The following is a 15437-nucleotide window of genomic DNA, read 5'->3' on the forward strand; positions in this document are numbered from 1 at the left end:
AAGGCGTGGTCGGCGCTGGGGCGGCTGCTTGATCCCATCACCCAGGACGCCTGCGCGTTCTACGGCAGTCATTCGCTGTATGACGACTTCAACGGCGTAGTGCTCGACGAGGCCGAGGGAAAGCGGGTGGCGGCGGCGCTCGGCCCGAACAAGGCCGTGATCCTGCAGAATCACGGTTTCCTCACCGTCGGCGGGTCGGTCCAAGAGGCCGCGTGGCTGTTCATCACGGCCGACCAGAGCGCGCACGCCCAACTGCTGGCCGAGGCGGCGGGCCGACCGCGGCTGATCCGCCATGAGGTCGCGGAGCCGATCGGGCGCGCGCGGGCCTTCGGAGGCTTCAGCTTCAGGCCGTACTGGGACGAGGTCGTGGCCGAGCAACCCGATCTGCTGGACTGAGGGAGAGGGAAACAAGACGAAATGTCCCGCAAGCTTCACCTCGCCGTGGCCGTCTACGGCGTCGGCGGCCCCGGCCAGCACGGCCTCTGGAAGGACCCGCGCGTACCGAAGGACGCCAGCGTCGACATCAACTACTACATCAAGACCGCGCAGGTCGCCGAGCAGGCGCTGTTCGACGCGCTGTTCATCGTCGACAGCCAGTTCATCAATGCCTCGTATCCATCGCACTACCTCAACCGGCTGGAGCCGCTGACCCTGCTGTCGGCTGTCGCCACGCACACGACGCACATCGGGCTCGTCGGCACGGCCAGCTCGACGTACAACTCGCCATTCAACCTCGCGCGCCGGTTCGCCTCGCTTGACCACATCAGCGGCGGCCGGGCCGGCTGGAACGTCGTGACAAGCTTCGACACCGGCACGAGCAAGAACTACGGCCTGGACGAGCACCTTGACTATGCGACGAGGTACGGCCGGGCCATGGAGGCGGTCCAGGTCATCCGCGGGCTGTGGGACTCATACGAGGACGACGCGTTCGTCGCCGACGTGGAGCGCAACATCTTCCTCGACCCGGCCAGGCTGCACGCGCTCAACCACGTCGGCGAGCACTTCAAGGTGGCCGGGCCGCTCAACATCGCCCGCTCAAGGCAGGGCCAGCCGGTGATCTTCCAGGCGGGCGTGTCCGAAGACGGCCGCAACCTGGCCGCGCATGTCGCCGAGGGCATCTACGCGCCCGGCGGCACGCTGACCGAGGCGCAGGAGTACTACCACGACATCAAGCGGCGCGCCGTCGCGCTTGGCCGCGATCCCGGCCACGTGGTGATCTTCACCGGCGCCAGCCCGGTCGTGGGCGGCACCGACGAGGAGGCGGCGCAGCTATCGCACGACAGCTACGAGGCCGACAACGAGTTCGACCGCAAGCTGGGATTCCTCGGGCGTGCGTTCGGCGCCTACGACTTCAGCCAGCACGACCTGGACGCGCCGTTCCCCGACGTCGCGCACCTGGCTGAGAAGGGCGGCCGGACCAGGGGCCTGGAGCTGGTGCGCCGCGCCAGGGAGGAGGGCCTGACGCTTCGCCAGGTCGTCGAGACCGTCACCGAGTATCATCCGTCACCGTTTACCGGCGCGCCGGACACCGTCGCGGGCGCGATCGCGGACTGGTTCGGGGCCGAAGCGGCCGACGGGCTCAACCTCCGCTTCCGTACCATCGAGGACCTCGAACGCTTCGCCGGTGACGTGGTGCCGCTGCTGCAAAAGCGCGGGATATTCCGGACCGCGTACGAGGGCGACACGCTGCGCGCCAATCTCGGCCTGCCGTTCCCTGTCAACCGGTACGCCCTGGAGCGGCAGGCTGCTGAGCGGGAGCGCGCGCAGGCATCTGCCTGAAGCCGGGCCGGCTGGCGGCGCTTAACGGCCTGGACAGCGGCGGTGCTCGGGCGCTTGTATTGGTCAGGACGGGATGGCGATGACAAGCTTCGCGTGACAAAGGCTTCCGCGGCGTCGGCCGCAGGTGCGCGCGGCTTGCGGGCGCCCAAAGGGAGGGCCAATGCCACGATCGAGGGTCAATGTCCGTGAGCTTCAGCTGCCGCTTCGGGATCGGTACACAAGGGATCCCGGCAGCGCCCCCGTGGTGCTGCGGGTCACCGGCGGCAGCGCGGACCTTTCCGACCCGCTGCACTGCACTGTGCACGCGGACGGCGCGCCGGAAGGCGGCTTCCGCTCCGGAGCGCATCCTGCCGTCGGCGGCGCCGGCGACGTCCCCTGCTCCGGGGACCTGCTGCTGGCGGCCCTGGCCGCGTGCCAGGAGGTCACGATCCGCATGGTGGCCGCCAGCATGGGCATCGAGCTCGAGGCGCTGGAGGTCGCGGTCGAAGGGGACTGGGACCCGCGGGGAACCCTGGCGATGGGAAGGCAGTTCCCTATCGGGATCACCGCGATCCGCTGCCACACCAACGTGACGGTCGGCGGAGACGAGCAGGGCGAGCGGACAGAGCGGCTGCTGCGCAGCGCCGAGCGGTACTGCGTGGTGCTGAACACGCTGCGCGGCGGCGTCGAAGTGAGCTCGACGTTCGCCCTGGAGAAAGCTGACGCGAACGGTCACTGAATCCGCTAGCGGCTCACCTTTGGGGCAGCGGCGGCCGCATCGGTGCCCGCCGCACGTCCGGGGAAGATGAGCCTGTCTTCCGTGACGATGGCCGTGACCAGTTCAGCCGGGGTGACATCGAAGGCGTAATTGAGGGCGCGGGTCCCGCGGGGTGCCGACGGGACCCCGAGAACGCGAGTCACCTCGTCCGCAGGCCGCAGCTCAATCGGAATCTGCTCCCCGCTCGCCGTCGCATCGTCGATGGTCGACTCGGGCACCGCGACGACGAACGGGACGCCGGCCCGCCGTGCCGCGAGCGCCAGCGCATACGTTCCGATCTTGTTGGCCACGTCACCGTTGGCCGCCACGCGATCGGCCCCGACGACGACCGCATCGGACAGGCCCCGGCTGATCAGAAACGGCCCCGCGCCGTCGCAGGCCAGGTAGTGCTCGATACCGAGCTGACCCAGCTCCCAGCAGGTAAGGCGCGCGCCCTGCAGCAGCGGGCGGGTTTCGTCGACGATGACCTTGCCGAGCTCCCCCTGTTCATGCAGCATCCGGATGACGCCAAGCGCCGTCCCCCAGCCCAGGCACGCGAGGGCTCCGGTGTTGCAGTGGGTGTGGATGGTCAGCGGGCGGGTTCCGCAGGCCTGGGACAGGTAGCGGGCACCGCGCTCGCTGATGCGCAGGCTCGCGTCGATCACCGCGTCGCGGACGGCGGCAGCGGCGGCCTCGACCGCCGCCGGGCCCCGCTCGATCGCGGCAGCGGTTGCCAGGACTTCCCTGCGCAGGTTGACGGCCGTCGGCCTGGCGCCGGCGATGCGCTCGACTTCGGTCTCCAGCCTGGCCGCGGTCCAGCCCTCGCGTTCACTTTGCGCCACGGCAAGCGCGACGCCGAGCGCGCCGGCGACACCGAGGGCCGGGGCACCGCGGATGGCCAGCCGGGTGATCGCGTCAACCAGCTCGTTCACCGTCGCGATATGCAGCACGCGGAACTCACCAGGCAGTGCAGTCTGGTCGATTGCGACGATGTGTCCGGCACGCCAGGCGACCACGTCGCTCAGCGGGTCGGTCTCCCGTGGATCAGGTCGCATAACGTTACGTTAGCTCCCGCTGGTTGTGTCCGGGCAACTGGGAACGGAGGGCCGATGCTGCTCGGTGAGATACGCCAGGAGATCGTGCGGGTCTGCCGGGAACTGGCCGCGGCAGGACTGGTCGTGGGCACGGCCGGGAACGTCAGCGTCCGCAGCGCGGATCTAGTCGCCGTTACGCCGAGCGGCCTTGATTATCACGACATGTCCCCCGACCTGGTGGGCGTGCACCGGCTCGACGGCACGCAGGTCGATGCCCCGCTGCAGCCGACGAGCGAACTTCCGCTGCATCTGGCCATCTACGCCGGCACCGACGCGTCGGCCGTCGTCCACACGCACTCCCTGGCCGCGACCGCCGTGTCAACGGTGGCGGACGAACTGCCGGCCATCCACTACTACGTGGCGATTTTCGGCGGGCCGGTCCGGGTGGCGCCCTACGCCACGTACGGGACCGGCGAACTCGCGCGTAACGTCGTCGCCGCGCTGCGCGGGCGGACCGGATGCCTCATCGGCAGCCACGGTGCGGTCACCATCGGGCCAGACCTCAAGACCGCGCATACCCGCACCCTGTACCTGGAGTGGCTTAGCGAGCTCTACCTGCGTGCCACCGCCGCAGGGAAGCCGCGCCTGCTTCCGCCCGCGGAGATCGAGGCTGTCGCGGGGAAGCTAGCCCGATACGGCCAGCGGCACATCAACTGACCTCGAACGCGGCGAGTTTTCGCAGGCGGGCCACGATGTCCTCGTGAACCTGACCGGGTGACCTTGTGCCGTCCACGGTGACCATCCATTCCCGGCCCGCGTAGTACTCAAGCAGCGGGATGGTCATCTCCCGGTAGACCTGCAGCCGGTGCGCGATGACCTCTTCGGTGTCGTCGGAACCCCGGCCGCGGACCACCAGCCGGCGGATCAGCTCCGCGTCAGGTACGTCCAGGTGCACGGCGGCCTGAACCTCGACGCCCAGCGCGTGCGCGACCTCGAAAGCCGCCTTGGCCTGATCCACCGTGCGGGGGAAGCCGTCCAGCACGTAGCCGCCGGACTCGGCCGCGGCGACAACTGGCTTGCGCAGCATGTCCATGACCACGGCATCCGGCACCAGGTCTCCGGCATCGACGTAGGCCTTGATCCGCTGCCCGATGGAGGTCTGGTCCCTGACGTGCTGGCGCAGCAGGTCACCGCTGGAGATGTGCGTGAGGTTGAACCGGTCGGCCAGCAGCTCGGCCTGGGTTCCCTTCCCGGCGCCCGGTGCCCCGATCAGCAACAGGCGCACCGGTCACCTCGTCTTCCGTCACGGCAGCGCCCACCGCGACCTGCGCCGCTGCCCATCGTGACCGTAACCATGGCACGATCGTCCTACGTTCCTTCGCCAGCGGGCAATATTGCGCTGGTCACCCCGGGGCAGGCCGAAGACGATCGCCGCCATGAACGACGTGATCAACGGCATCTTCTGGCACCGGCGTGAACCGGCAAGGTCACCGGCGTGCGGCGAGATACCGCGCGAGGTGCTCGATCACCGCACGCGCGTCGTCCTCGATGCCGCAGATGAACGTGGACCTGCGCCGGCGCAGCACGGGCAGCCCCAGCGCGTAAAGTCCCGGGCTGTCGACCACACCGCCCTCGTGCCGCAACTGGCCCTTGGCGTCGACCACGGGCACGTCGAGCCACCGGTAGTCAGGCCGGAAGCCGGTCGCCCACACGATCGCGCGGATCTCGCCGTTATCCAGGTCAAGCTGCAACCGTGACGCATCCGGCACGCGGGTCCGCTCGGAGCGCTCGGGCGGGCCGGTCTCGGCGTCACGCCCGTTCGTCTCGGCCCACTCGTCGAACGTATTGAGCAGCCGGCTCATCTTCAGGTCGGCGAGCGAGAACACGTTGCGCAGGCCACCGGAGAACAGCGCGCGGCCGTCTCGGACGGCCGCCCAGCGGCCCACCAGCTCGACGCCAAGCGCGGTGAGCGCGTTGAGATCGAGCGTCATCCGCTCGGGAGTCCCGACCAGCTGGGGCGAGGGCAGCCGGCGCGCCCGCGTGAGGTCCTCGATTTCGTCATACCGCTGGTCCCACACGCCCGCGGCGTCCATCCACCACAGCACATCGCGGCCGCGGTATGTGCGGGGCAACCGCACATGTTCCCCTACCGACAGGGTCACCGGGCGGCCCGACCGCTGCAGCTCTGCCGCCAGCTGCACTCCTGTGGCCGACGCGCCCACCACGAGCACGCCGCCGTCGGGAAGCTTGCCGGGGTCGCGGTAACCGAACGGCGTCACCTGCTCGACCGACGCCGGCACCGCGTCTTTGAACGGCGGCACCGCCGGCTGATTGCAGGCGCCGCTCGCGATGACCACCGCCTGGGACCGGATCTCGCCACCGCTAGTCGTCACGAGGTATCCGTCGCCGGCCCGCCGGACCGACGTGACGGTCACGCCGGTCCGGACCGGAGCGCCCGACACCTTGGCGAAGCGCTCGATCAGCTCGGTGACTTCCGGCACTGTCATGTAGCCGTCCGGATCCGGGCCGTCGTAACGAAGGCCCGGCAGCCGGCTTTGCCAGTTTGGCGTGAGCAGCCGCAGCGAGTCCCAGCGTTCGCGCCGCCAGGAGTTCGCCACCTCGCCGCGCTCGAGCACGACGTGATCGAGCGACCGTTCGCCTAGAAAATGGCTTGCCGCGAGGCCCGCGTGCCCCGCCCCGATGACGACCGTGGTGATGCGCTCTATGGCTAAGTCCCTCAGGCCACTTCGACGGTGATGTCGGTCGGGTTGCTGAGCGCGTCGAAGACGGCGGAGCGCTTCTGGGACTGGGCCACCAGCGCCTCGATGTCCTCCTTGGACGCGTCGGCGTCGATGTGGAAGGTCACCTTGATGTCGTTGTAGCCGTTGCGCACGTCGGTGTCGCCGAGGATGCCGCGGATGTCGTGGTGGCCCTCGACGACCGCCTCGACGGAGCGCAGCTGGATCCCGCGGAGCTGCGCGACAGACGCGACGCCCGCGCTCAGGCAGCTCGCCAGGCCGACGATGAGGTACTCGATCGGCGTGATGCCGTCGTCCTCGGCGGCGAAGACCTCAGGGTGGTCGGCGTCGAAGACCGACGTTTCCTTGTGGGCCTGCTCCTGGCCGAGGCCGAAGAAGTCCTTGACGGTGATTGTGGTGTGGACGCCGCCCTGCCACTTGGAGGATGCCCGCCAGGTGAACTGGGCGGCCTCCGGCGCGCCCTTCAGCGCTTCGCGCGCGTCGAGCAGCGCCTGCACGTTGACGCCGTTGTCGGCAACCGTAGTCATGTCGCGTTGACGTCCCTTCCGCTCACTTATGATTTCCCTATGGATCTGATTGACAATACACTGCCTATGGCAAGCTAACATAGCCCCATGGCGCAGCCAGCCTCGACGCTCGCGGCCGGCTCGGTGGGCACGGTCGAAACGCAGTACCTCGACCTGCCTGAGCCACCCCGGCTCGACTGCGGGCGGGAGCTGCGCCCTGTGCGCGTGGCGTACGAGACCTACGGCACGCTCTCCCCCCGGCGCGACAACGTCATCCTCGTGTGCCACGCGCTCAGCGGCGACGCCCATGCGGCGGGTTTCGCCAAGTCACCGCCGGAAGAAAGCACCCGCGACGGGTTCCGCGCCGAGGACCGAGACGGCGTGACCGGCAAGGGACTCGGCTGGTGGGACGGGATGATCGGGCCCGGCAAGGCGTTCGACACCGACCGTTTCTTCGTCGTCTCCACGAACCTGCTCGGCGGCTGCCGCGGGACCACGGGGCCGTCGTCGATCGACCCCGCGACAGGCACGCCGTACGGCCCGGACTTCCCCGTGATCACGGTCGCGGACATGGTGCGGACCGAGCGCGCGTTCCTCGACGAACTCGGCATCGAGCGGATCGCCGCGGTGGCCGGCGGCTCGCTCGGCGGGATGCAGGCGTTCGAGTGGGCGATCCTGTATCCCGACCAGGTCGATGCCGTCGTGGCGATCGCCAGCACGCACGCCCTCCAGCCGCAGGGCGTGGCCTGGAACGCGATCGCGCGTGACGCGATCATGCGCGACCCGGCCTGGCAGGGCGGCCGCTACTACGGCACGGGCCGCGCGCCCGGCGCCGGCATGGGGGTGGCCCGGATGGTCGGCCACATCACGTACCTGTCCGCACCGGCGCTGAGTGACAAGTTCGGCCGCCGGCTGCAGTTCTCCGACGACATCCGCTACACGCTCACCGAGCCGGAGTTCGAGGTCGAGAGCTACCTGCGCCACCAGGCCGACTCGTTCGTCAGGCGCTTCGACGCCAACACCTACCTGTACATGTCGCGTGCGCTGACCTATTTCGACCTGGGCCGGCAGTACGGCGGCGGATCGCTCGCGCGGGCGCTCGGCGGCGTTCGCGCGCGGACGCTGCTGATCGCGTTCAGCTCCGACTGGCTGTACCCGCCGGCCTCGTCGCACGAGATCGCCGACGCGCTCGGCGCTCTCGGCAAGCCGGTAGAGTTCCACGTGATCGAGGCGCCGTACGGGCACGACTGCTTCCTGCTCGAGGAAGCGCGGCAGACGCCCATTATCCGCCGGTTCCTGGGCGAACGCGGCCTGGCCGAGGCCGGAGCAGACGGGTGACGGTCGTGGAAGGGGCCCTTGGTGACTGATAAGCCTTCCCGGGCTGAGGAAGCCCGCGCGTTCGGATTCGAGACGCGCCAGCTGCACGCGGGGCAGCGCCCCGACCCGAACACGGGCGCGCGTGCGGTGCCGATCTTCCAGACGACCAGCTACGTCTTCGAGGACCCGGAATCGGCGGCCGCGTACTTCAACCTGCAGGAGTACGGGAACACGTACTCGCGGATCATGAACCCTACCGTCGCGGTGTTCGAGGAGCGGGTGGCGAACCTGGAAGGCGGCGCCGGCGCGGTGGCGTTCGCGAGCGGGATCGCCGCGCAGGCAGCCGCGCTCTTCACGCTGCTGCAGCCGGGTGACCATGTCGTCTCGTCCGCGGCGCTCTACGGCGGGACCGTGAACCAGTTCAAGCACCTGCTGCGCAAGATGAACGTGGAGCTGACCTGGGTCGATCCCGATGACCCCGCCGCATGGGAGAAGGCGGTCCGGGCGAACACGAAGGCGTTTTTCGGCGAGACGATCGGCAACCCCGCCGGGAACGTGCTGGACGTCGAGACGCTGGCGTCGATCGCGCACGAGCATGAGATCCCGCTGATCGTGGACAACACGTTCGCGACGCCCTACCTGTGCCGCCCGATCGAGTGGGGCGCCGATATCGTGATCCACTCGGCGACCAAGTTCATCGGCGGGCACGGCACGAGCATCGGCGGCGTCGTCGTCGAGGCGGGCACGTTCAACTGGTCCAACGGGCGGTTTCCCGTGGTCGCGGATCCCTCGCCGGCTTACCACGGCCTGCAGTTCCACGAGACGTTCGGGACCTACGGCTACCTGATGAAGCTGCGGGCCGAGACCCTGCGCGATCTCGGCGCGGCGCTCTCGCCGTTCAACGCCTTCCTGTTCCTGCAGGGGCTCGAGACGCTGTCGCTGCGGATGGAGCGCCACGTCTCGAACGCGCTGGCGGTCGCCGCGTTCCTCCAGTCGCACGAGCTGGCGTCGAACGTGACCTACCCCGGCCTGCCATCCAGCAGGTACCGGCTGCTGGTGGAGAAGTACCTGCCGCGCGGCGCCGGCGCGGTGTTCTCTTTCGACTGCGCGGGCGGCCGGGACGGCGGGCAGGACCTCATCCGCGGCGTGAGCCTCTGGTCTCACCTGGCGAACGTCGGCGACGCGAAGAGCCTGATCATCCACCCCGCCAGCACCACGCACCGTCAGCTGAGCGACGACGAGCTGCGGGCGGCCGGCGTCGGGCCGGGGACGGTGCGGCTGTCGGTCGGCACCGAGTCCGTCGCAGACCTGATCTGGGACCTTGAGCAGGGTTTCGCGCTCGTCGCCGCGACGGCAGGAAGGCCGGCTGGCCTGGGCCGGCAGGAAGACGAGGCGGCGACCGCATGACCGATCTCGATCTCGCCCGCTACCAGGACCCGCTGACGATCCAGCGCGTGCTGCACACCGCCAGGACGATCGCGATCGTCGGCCTGTCAAAGAACGAGCTGCGGGCCAGCTACTTCGTCGGCTACTACCTCAAGCGGCACGGTTACACGGTCATCCCCGTGAACCCCCGCGAAACGGAGATCCTCGGCGAGAAGTGCTTCGCCAGCCTGCTGGACGTGCCCGTGCCGGTGGACGTCGTGAACGTCTTCCGTGCGCCGGACGCGCTGCCGCAGATCGCGCGGGACGCCGTGGCGATCGGCGCTGGCACCCTCTGGTGCCAGTTCGGGGTGATCAACGAGGAGGGGGCGAAGATCGCCGAGGACGGCGGCGTGACCGTGATCATGGACCGCTGCCTGAAGGTGGAGCACGCCCGCTACGCGGGCCGGATGCACTGGCTCGGCTTCAACACCCAGCGCATCACGTCCGTCCGCGCCGGGCTCCAGTAGCGGACGCGGCCGTTCAGCCTGAGCCAGGCGCGGCCGAACCGACCAGCGCGATCGTGCCCGCGGCGGGAACCGGCACGGCGTCCTTGTGCAAGATCGCGGCGACGGCCGCGACGCCGTCGACCAGGCGCGGACCCGGGCGGACCACGAGGGAATCCGCGTCGATCGCCCACACCGGCACGCCGGGCAGCGCCGCTGCCGCGACCGCGGCCTGGGCCGCCGCGCCTGCCAGGTGGTAGCCGCACGGGGCGACGATGACCAGGTCAGGGCAGGCGGCAGCGATCTGGGGCCAGGTGACTTCCGCGGAGCGCTGGCCCGGACGGGCCGCGACCGGCTCGCCGCCCGCCGCGGTCACCAGGTCCGGTATCCAGTGCCCGGCCGCGAACGGGGGATCCACCCACTCGACGACCGCGACCCGCGGGCGCGGACGGCCCGCGACCCGCGCGGCCACGTCGGCGAGGCGGGCCCGCAGGCTCGCGACCAGCCGCTCGGCGCGGTCCGGCACCCCGGCCCGCTCGCCGACGGCGAGGATCGAGCCGAGCACCTCCTCCAGCGTGTACGGATCAAGCGACAGCACGTCGGCGCGGCACCCCAGGTAATCCAGCGCCTGCGCCACGTGCCCGGAAGGCAGCGCGCACACCCGGCACAGGTCCTGCGTCAGGATCAGGTCGGGGCGCAGCCGGGCGAGCGCGTCGGCGTGCAGCGTGTACAGGTCCGCGCCGTTCGCGAGCTGGTCACGGACGTAGCTGTCGATCTCCGCCGGGGTCATGCCGGACGTGTCCCGGCCGCCCACCACGACTTCCTTCTCCGCGCGAGCGACGGCGGGCTCGTCACACTCGAATGTGACTCCGACCAGGTCACCGCCCAGGCCGAGGGCGTACACGATCTCGGTCGCGGACGGCAGCAGGGACACTAGACGCACTTGGCCAGGATAAGGTCATGGACTTTCAGCATTCCGCCGCGATCTGGCGTGACTTTCCCGAGCTGGTTCCCGGCATCGTGGTCGCCGACGGGATCACGCCCGACGTCGCGCCCGGCGCCGGCATCGCCCGGTTCACCGCCACCGCCAGATCCCGGCTGGACGGCACGACGGAAAGCGAGCTGCCCGAAATCCAGGCCTGGCGGCGCGCCTTCGCCAGGATGGGGCTCAAGCCGACCCAGTACCGGTGCGCCGCGGAGGCGCTGCTGCGGCGCTTCAGGAAGGACGGCACCCTGCCGCGGTTGCACCCGCTGGTCGACGTGTGCAACGCCGCGTCGCTCGCCTTCGCGATCCCGGTGGCCGTCTTCGACGTCGCCGAGATCACCGGCAGCCTGGAAGTACGGTACGCAAGCGGAGAAGAAGATTACCTGACGTTCTCCGGCCAGGCCGAACATCCCAGCCCCGGCGAGGTGATCTTCGCCGACCAGGCCGGACACGTGCACGCCCGGCGGTGGACGAACCGGCAAAGCGGCCTGTCGGCCGTGCAGGCCTCGACGGCCAGGGCGCTGATCGTCGCCGAAGCGATGCACGAGTCGGCCTCATCGGACGTCCCCGAGCTCATCGCGGCCATCGCCGCGGAGCTGACCGCCATCTGGTCGGCTGAGCCGGTGACCGCCGTGCTCAGCCGGTCCGCACCGCGGTGCACGGTCCGGGCATGACCGCCGGGTCCGCCGCTCATCGACCTGAGCCGCCGGCGAGGTGTCGCAGCCTGGCCCAGTTCACCGCGGGTTTCGGCGCCGGGACGCCCGGGCGGCTACGCGGTACCCAGACGCGGAGCGCGGCCGGGGAGATCGTGCAGGTCACCGGCGTCGGCATCAGCACCGACTCGCCATCGACGCCGACCGGGATCTGCAGCGAGTCGGCGGTGATCTCGATCTGCTTCGCGTCCGCCAACGTCAGGCCGCCGGCGCGTGTGCCGCGGAGCAGACGGGCGGCCTGCCTGGCGCTGCCTACGGTGACGCCGATCACGCCCAGGGTGCCGCGATCCAGCCGCACGCGGCGGCCAAGGCCGGCGATGTCCCCCGTTCCGTACGGGTTGTTGGATACCAGCAACGCCTGGGGTCCGTCGATCCGCGTGTCATCCGACTGCGCGCACAGGCGTGCGCCGCGGTGGCCCTGCAGCAGGTCGGGAAGGGTGTTCAGCGTCGTGTTCAGCTTGTCGCCGCGGTAGGCCGGGGTGTCTATCACCTCGGCGTACGCCCCGAAGGATGAGTTGTTGACGAAGGTCTGGCCGTTGACCGTCCCGAGGTCGACCCGCAGCTCCACCCCATCGCACAGGGCATCCAGGCAGGCCGCCGGGTTCTCCCGGTCCAGGCCCAGGTCGAGCGCGAAATGATTCCGCGTGCCCGCGCTGATCACCACGAACGGGATGCCGTGCTCGGCGGCCACGCCGGCCACGAGGGCCTGCGTGCCGTCGCCGCCGGCGACGCCGAGCAGGTCAGCGCCGCGCTCGACGGCCTCGCGGGCTACCCTGGCGACATCGACGGGCTCGGGGCCGCCGATCAGGAACACCTCGGCGCCGAGCTCTTCCGCCTTGCGCTGCAGGCCGAATTTCCCGACCTTCCCGCCGCCGGACTCCGGGTTCATGATCAGGTACGGATGCCGGGCGGGCGGCTGAGCTGGCCGCTCGGGCATCTGCCAGTCACCCACGTCCCCGGCCAGCGACAGCCGCGCGATCCAGCCCGCCAGCGCCCAGATCGCGGCCGACACCACTGCCACCAGCAGCAGGCGCCTGAAGGCGAAGAAGACAATCACCGCGATTGGCGTCAGGACGAAGACCGCCAGCGACAGCCAGCGCCATATCCCGCGCCGGGAGAGGAAGAAGTAGGCCGCACTGACGCTCACGATCGCGGCGGCCAGCCCCACGGCGAGCATGATCAGGCTCTGCAGCCCGGCGAACACGACCATGACAGCGATCGCCGCGCCGGCGAGCGCTAGGCTGAGCCGCGCGAGCCAGCGCTGCGCGGGCGTGCCGTGCGGATCCGACGTGCCCATCACGCCATCGTGACGAGGCCAGCGCCAGCCCGCATCACCCCAGTCCGGTGACAGTGTCGCGGCCCAGTCGCCGGGCTCGACGCAGCGGACCTGCGCCGTGCCGCGCGCGCGAGCGCCGAGGTCCTCGGCACGGTAAGCGCGGCCGCGGCACGACGGCACCCGGCCGATCTTCCCGCTGCGATGGCCGCCTACGTCACCCGCGCGCTCACCGGCGACGGCAAGCTGACCTGAGCTGGCCGGCTCTGCCCCGGCTGGCATGAAGTCCGTCGCGAGCGGGTACCACGTTCGTAATCACATCATCACCAGGAGTGGTGACTGACAGATCCCCGATGCGGCGCCAGGTCGACAACGGCAGCCTATGGTCACTTCGCCGGCGCCGGGCCTGGGCGCTCGGCACATGCAGTGCGGGGGAGGCACGAAGTGATCAGGATCAGCGCACGACCGAGAGCGAACGCCTGGATGCTCGCGGCTGCCGCGGCGTTCGCGGCAGTCAGCGTGGCAGGGTGTTCGGCGAGCAGCAGCACGTCGTCAACCGCGCCGGCCGCCACGGTGACGCATACGGTAACGGCACCGAGCAGCACGGCACCCGCGGCCACCAGTTCGCCGGCCACCAGTTCGCCGGCCGCGAGCGCGTCACCAAGCGCCAGCGGCACGGCAGCGGCGGGCGCAATCCCTGAATACAAACCGTCAACCGTGGTCAGCAGTTCGGCGAGCAGCACCGTGCTTACCTCACCGGACTCGGTGACCAAGATCGGCGACTACTACAAGGATGAGCTGGCCAAGGGCGGCTGGCACGTGACGGCATCCACGGTGGGGGCGAGCAGCGCGACCTTCACCGCGACCCGCGGCAGCGAAGGCGCCAACATCTCCGTCTACCCCCGTGGGAGCGGATCCGGCATCACGATCAGCACCCACCCCATGTGATCGGGGTGCCGGCTAGCCGAACCGGTCCGGGTGCGGCGCGCTGTTGCGCAACCGCGAACCGCTGAACTCGACCGTCGAGTTCGCGACCAGGCGCCAGAACGGCCAGATGGACGGCGTTATCCGAAGCTCGATCCCGGCACGGGCGTGGCTGCCGATGAGATCGTCGACGACCACTTGCCCGATGGCGTCGACCGGGTCGCCGGAAACCCAGTACCCGCCCACCTCATGCGGTCCGAACGCGTCCGCGGGCAGCCGGTAGGCATACAGGCGGCAGTCGCGCATCCGGTTCAGCCAGCCGGCCTCGATGACGTGGACCCGGTTCGCGGCCGTTTGCCCGAAGAACCGTTCACGATCCTGCGGCGTGGTGGCCGACGCCGGCCAGATGCATCCTCGCGGGCAATCCCGCGGAAACCAGAACAGGGGCGCGTGCCGCGTGTCCACCGCCCATACCAGCGGCCGAGCCCGCGGGTTCGCGACGGGAGCGCGCGGCAGGAACCGGTCCAGGTGCGGGTCTTCGCTGAAGTGCCAGAGCGCGAACGGGCCTTCGCCCGCGTACGGTGGCGCCGGTTCGCGGGCAAGCAGGTGCTCCGGGTAATCAGCCTCCACCGCAAACAGTCTCCCACGCCGGCCCGCCCGCTGCGCGTAATGGCGGTGGGGCCCCCTGCGCCAATGGCCGCCGGGGCGGAGCGGGCGTCAGCGATCGGGCCGCTGCCTTGACAGCAGCGGTATCGCCGCGATCTTCTCCCCGGTCAGGTCGTCCCAGTGGATGGCAGGTGCGGGCCGCGGCCCGTGCCGGGGACGGCAGTCGATGACGCGCTCGGGCGTGACGATGACATCAAGCAGCACGTCGTGGCTGGTGAGCGGGATCGTCCCGGCGGGGAGAACCTGGAGTTCGTGGACGGTCGTGACCGATAGGGTGCCCGGCCCGATCAGGCCCGCCGCCGACGCCAGCGCGAACTCCAGGTCCGCGAACCCGCCGCCCTTGCCCAGGCGCGCGCCGTCCTCCGCGGCGGCGACACAGCCCATGACCACCAGGTCAACGGGGGTGAGCTCGGCCAGGGTGACCCGGCGGGCGGAACGGGACGCGCCGCTGATCGAGGCGGCCTTGCGCGGCGGCTCGGTCAGCTGGTCCGGGTCCAGGACGAAGAAGGGCTCGGGGTCGGCCAGCCGCGGGACCGCCATGTAGACGGTCTTGCCGTCCTCGAGCGCGCGCTGGCGAACCGGCAGCTGCGCGGAGTCCGGATTGGACTTCAGGGCGGCGGCGGCCTGCCATGCGCGGATTGCGCGCAGCCGTTCGGCTGCCGCCTCGGCGCCGGTGAAGTTCGGGATGCGCCCGGCCGCGCCGGGAAAGCGGGCCACCCTCGCCGCGCGCATCGCCGACCAGATCTCCTCCCGCAGGGCGGCCTTCGCGGCGAGCACGTCGGCGGAGCCGCCAGCATCGCGATCATGGCGGGGCACGGGTCGGGCCATGCCTTAATCTTGCCTTCTCGTCATGCTTGCAGGCGGTGCGGCACGGCGA

The 15437-nt window shown here is 70.3% G+C and carries 18 protein-coding genes; 9 read left to right on the forward strand and 9 right to left on the reverse strand.

The genetic code is table 11. The features are described 5' to 3' along the window. The 3 genes from Q1N79_RS20585 to Q1N79_RS20595 form a co-directional block, all read left to right on the forward strand. On the forward strand, positions 1 to 396 hold a 396-nt coding region (locus Q1N79_RS20585; RefSeq protein ID WP_300611355.1), incomplete at its 5' end, for a class II aldolase/adducin family protein. Positions 397 to 417: 21 nt separating this feature from the next. Further along, on the forward strand, positions 418 to 1779 hold the full coding sequence (locus tag Q1N79_RS20590) for an NtaA/DmoA family FMN-dependent monooxygenase (protein WP_300611357.1): 1362 nt from the start codon (positions 418 to 420) through the stop codon (positions 1777 to 1779). 160 nt (positions 1780 to 1939) lie between these two features. After that, complete coding sequence (locus Q1N79_RS20595; RefSeq protein ID WP_300611359.1) at positions 1940 to 2497, forward strand: OsmC family protein; 558 nt, start codon at positions 1940 to 1942, stop codon at positions 2495 to 2497. A gap of 5 nt (positions 2498 to 2502) precedes the next feature. Here Q1N79_RS20595 and mtnA read toward each other — a convergent pair whose 3' ends face one another. After that, entirely contained in the window at positions 2503 to 3570 is a 1068-nt protein-coding gene (mtnA, locus tag Q1N79_RS20600) for an S-methyl-5-thioribose-1-phosphate isomerase (RefSeq protein ID WP_300611361.1), read from the reverse strand. Positions 3571 to 3624: 54 nt separating this feature from the next. Between mtnA and Q1N79_RS20605 the strand changes: the two genes are divergently transcribed. Next, positions 3625 to 4266, forward strand: coding sequence for a class II aldolase/adducin family protein (locus Q1N79_RS20605; protein ID WP_300611363.1), 642 nt, complete (start codon positions 3625 to 3627; stop codon positions 4264 to 4266). Here the strand turns inward: Q1N79_RS20605 and Q1N79_RS20610 are convergent. The 3 genes from Q1N79_RS20610 to Q1N79_RS20620 form a co-directional block, all read right to left on the reverse strand. Next, positions 4259 to 4834, reverse strand: a complete 576-nt coding sequence (locus Q1N79_RS20610; RefSeq protein WP_300611365.1) for an adenylate kinase — start codon at positions 4832 to 4834, stop codon at positions 4259 to 4261. The genes Q1N79_RS20605 and Q1N79_RS20610 overlap by 8 nt on opposite strands. A gap of 202 nt (positions 4835 to 5036) precedes the next feature. Beyond that, complete coding sequence (locus Q1N79_RS20615; RefSeq protein ID WP_367185121.1) at positions 5037 to 6290, reverse strand: NAD(P)-binding domain-containing protein; 1254 nt, start codon at positions 6288 to 6290, stop codon at positions 5037 to 5039. Then, positions 6287 to 6835 (reverse strand): OsmC family protein, encoded by a 549-nt coding sequence (locus Q1N79_RS20620; protein ID WP_300611367.1) that lies wholly within the window; start codon positions 6833 to 6835, stop codon positions 6287 to 6289. The genes Q1N79_RS20615 and Q1N79_RS20620 overlap by 4 nt, the downstream gene beginning before the upstream one ends. Positions 6836 to 6922: 87 nt before the next feature. Between Q1N79_RS20620 and Q1N79_RS20625 the strand changes: the two genes are divergently transcribed. Genes Q1N79_RS20625 through Q1N79_RS20635 form a run of 3 tightly spaced genes read left to right on the forward strand, consistent with a single transcriptional unit; the run spans position 6923 to position 10023 of the window. Beyond that, positions 6923 to 8152 (forward strand): homoserine O-acetyltransferase, encoded by a 1230-nt coding sequence (locus Q1N79_RS20625; RefSeq protein ID WP_300611369.1) that lies wholly within the window; start codon positions 6923 to 6925, stop codon positions 8150 to 8152. Positions 8153 to 8173: 21 nt separating this feature from the next. Then, entirely contained in the window at positions 8174 to 9538 is a 1365-nt protein-coding gene (locus tag Q1N79_RS20630; RefSeq protein ID WP_300611371.1) for an O-acetylhomoserine aminocarboxypropyltransferase/cysteine synthase family protein, read from the forward strand. Then, a complete protein-coding gene (locus Q1N79_RS20635) occupies positions 9535 to 10023 on the forward strand; it encodes a CoA-binding protein (RefSeq protein ID WP_300611372.1) in 489 nt (162 codons plus the stop codon). Before Q1N79_RS20630 ends, Q1N79_RS20635 begins: the two co-directional genes overlap by 4 nt. Positions 10024 to 10036: 13 nt before the next feature. Here the strand turns inward: Q1N79_RS20635 and Q1N79_RS20640 are convergent, their stop codons facing one another. After that, positions 10037 to 10942 carry an ABC transporter substrate-binding protein gene (locus tag Q1N79_RS20640; RefSeq protein ID WP_300611373.1) on the reverse strand — a complete coding sequence of 302 codons (906 nt, stop codon included), beginning with the start codon at positions 10940 to 10942 and terminating at the stop codon, positions 10037 to 10039. Positions 10943 to 10959: 17 nt separating this feature from the next. Here Q1N79_RS20640 and Q1N79_RS20645 point away from each other — a divergent pair, with 17 nt between their 5' ends. Next, positions 10960 to 11658 (forward strand): phenylalanine--tRNA ligase beta subunit-related protein, encoded by a 699-nt coding sequence (locus tag Q1N79_RS20645; protein WP_300611374.1) that lies wholly within the window; start codon positions 10960 to 10962, stop codon positions 11656 to 11658. Between the two features lie 16 nt (positions 11659 to 11674). On the opposite strand, the gene Q1N79_RS20650 is transcribed toward Q1N79_RS20645, so the two are convergent. Together Q1N79_RS20650 and Q1N79_RS20655 are read right to left on the reverse strand one after the other, a co-directional pair. Then, positions 11675 to 13252, reverse strand: a complete 1578-nt coding sequence (locus Q1N79_RS20650) for a diacylglycerol kinase family protein (protein ID WP_300611375.1) — start codon at positions 13250 to 13252, stop codon at positions 11675 to 11677. 104 nt (positions 13253 to 13356) lie between these two features. Further along, on the reverse strand, positions 13357 to 13713 hold the full coding sequence (locus Q1N79_RS20655; protein WP_300611377.1) for a hypothetical protein: 357 nt from the start codon (positions 13711 to 13713) through the stop codon (positions 13357 to 13359). A 1-nt stretch (position 13714) separates the two neighbouring features. Between Q1N79_RS20655 and Q1N79_RS20660 the strand changes: the two genes are divergently transcribed. Next, positions 13715 to 13918 (forward strand): hypothetical protein, encoded by a 204-nt coding sequence (locus tag Q1N79_RS20660; RefSeq protein ID WP_300611378.1) that lies wholly within the window; start codon positions 13715 to 13717, stop codon positions 13916 to 13918. A 12-nt stretch (positions 13919 to 13930) separates the two neighbouring features. On the opposite strand, the gene Q1N79_RS20665 is transcribed toward Q1N79_RS20660, so the two are convergent. Beyond that, a complete protein-coding gene (locus tag Q1N79_RS20665) occupies positions 13931 to 14524 on the reverse strand; it encodes a DUF6886 family protein (protein WP_300611380.1) in 594 nt (197 codons plus the stop codon). Positions 14525 to 14611: 87 nt separating this feature from the next. Beyond that, positions 14612 to 15388, reverse strand: coding sequence for a 5-formyltetrahydrofolate cyclo-ligase (locus Q1N79_RS20670; protein WP_300611383.1), 777 nt, complete (start codon positions 15386 to 15388; stop codon positions 14612 to 14614). Positions 15389 to 15437 lie beyond the last annotated feature (49 nt).

Origin of the sequence: Trebonia sp. (assembly GCF_030042015.1) — a bacterium.
GTDB lineage: Bacteria > Actinomycetota > Actinomycetes > Streptosporangiales > Streptosporangiaceae > Trebonia.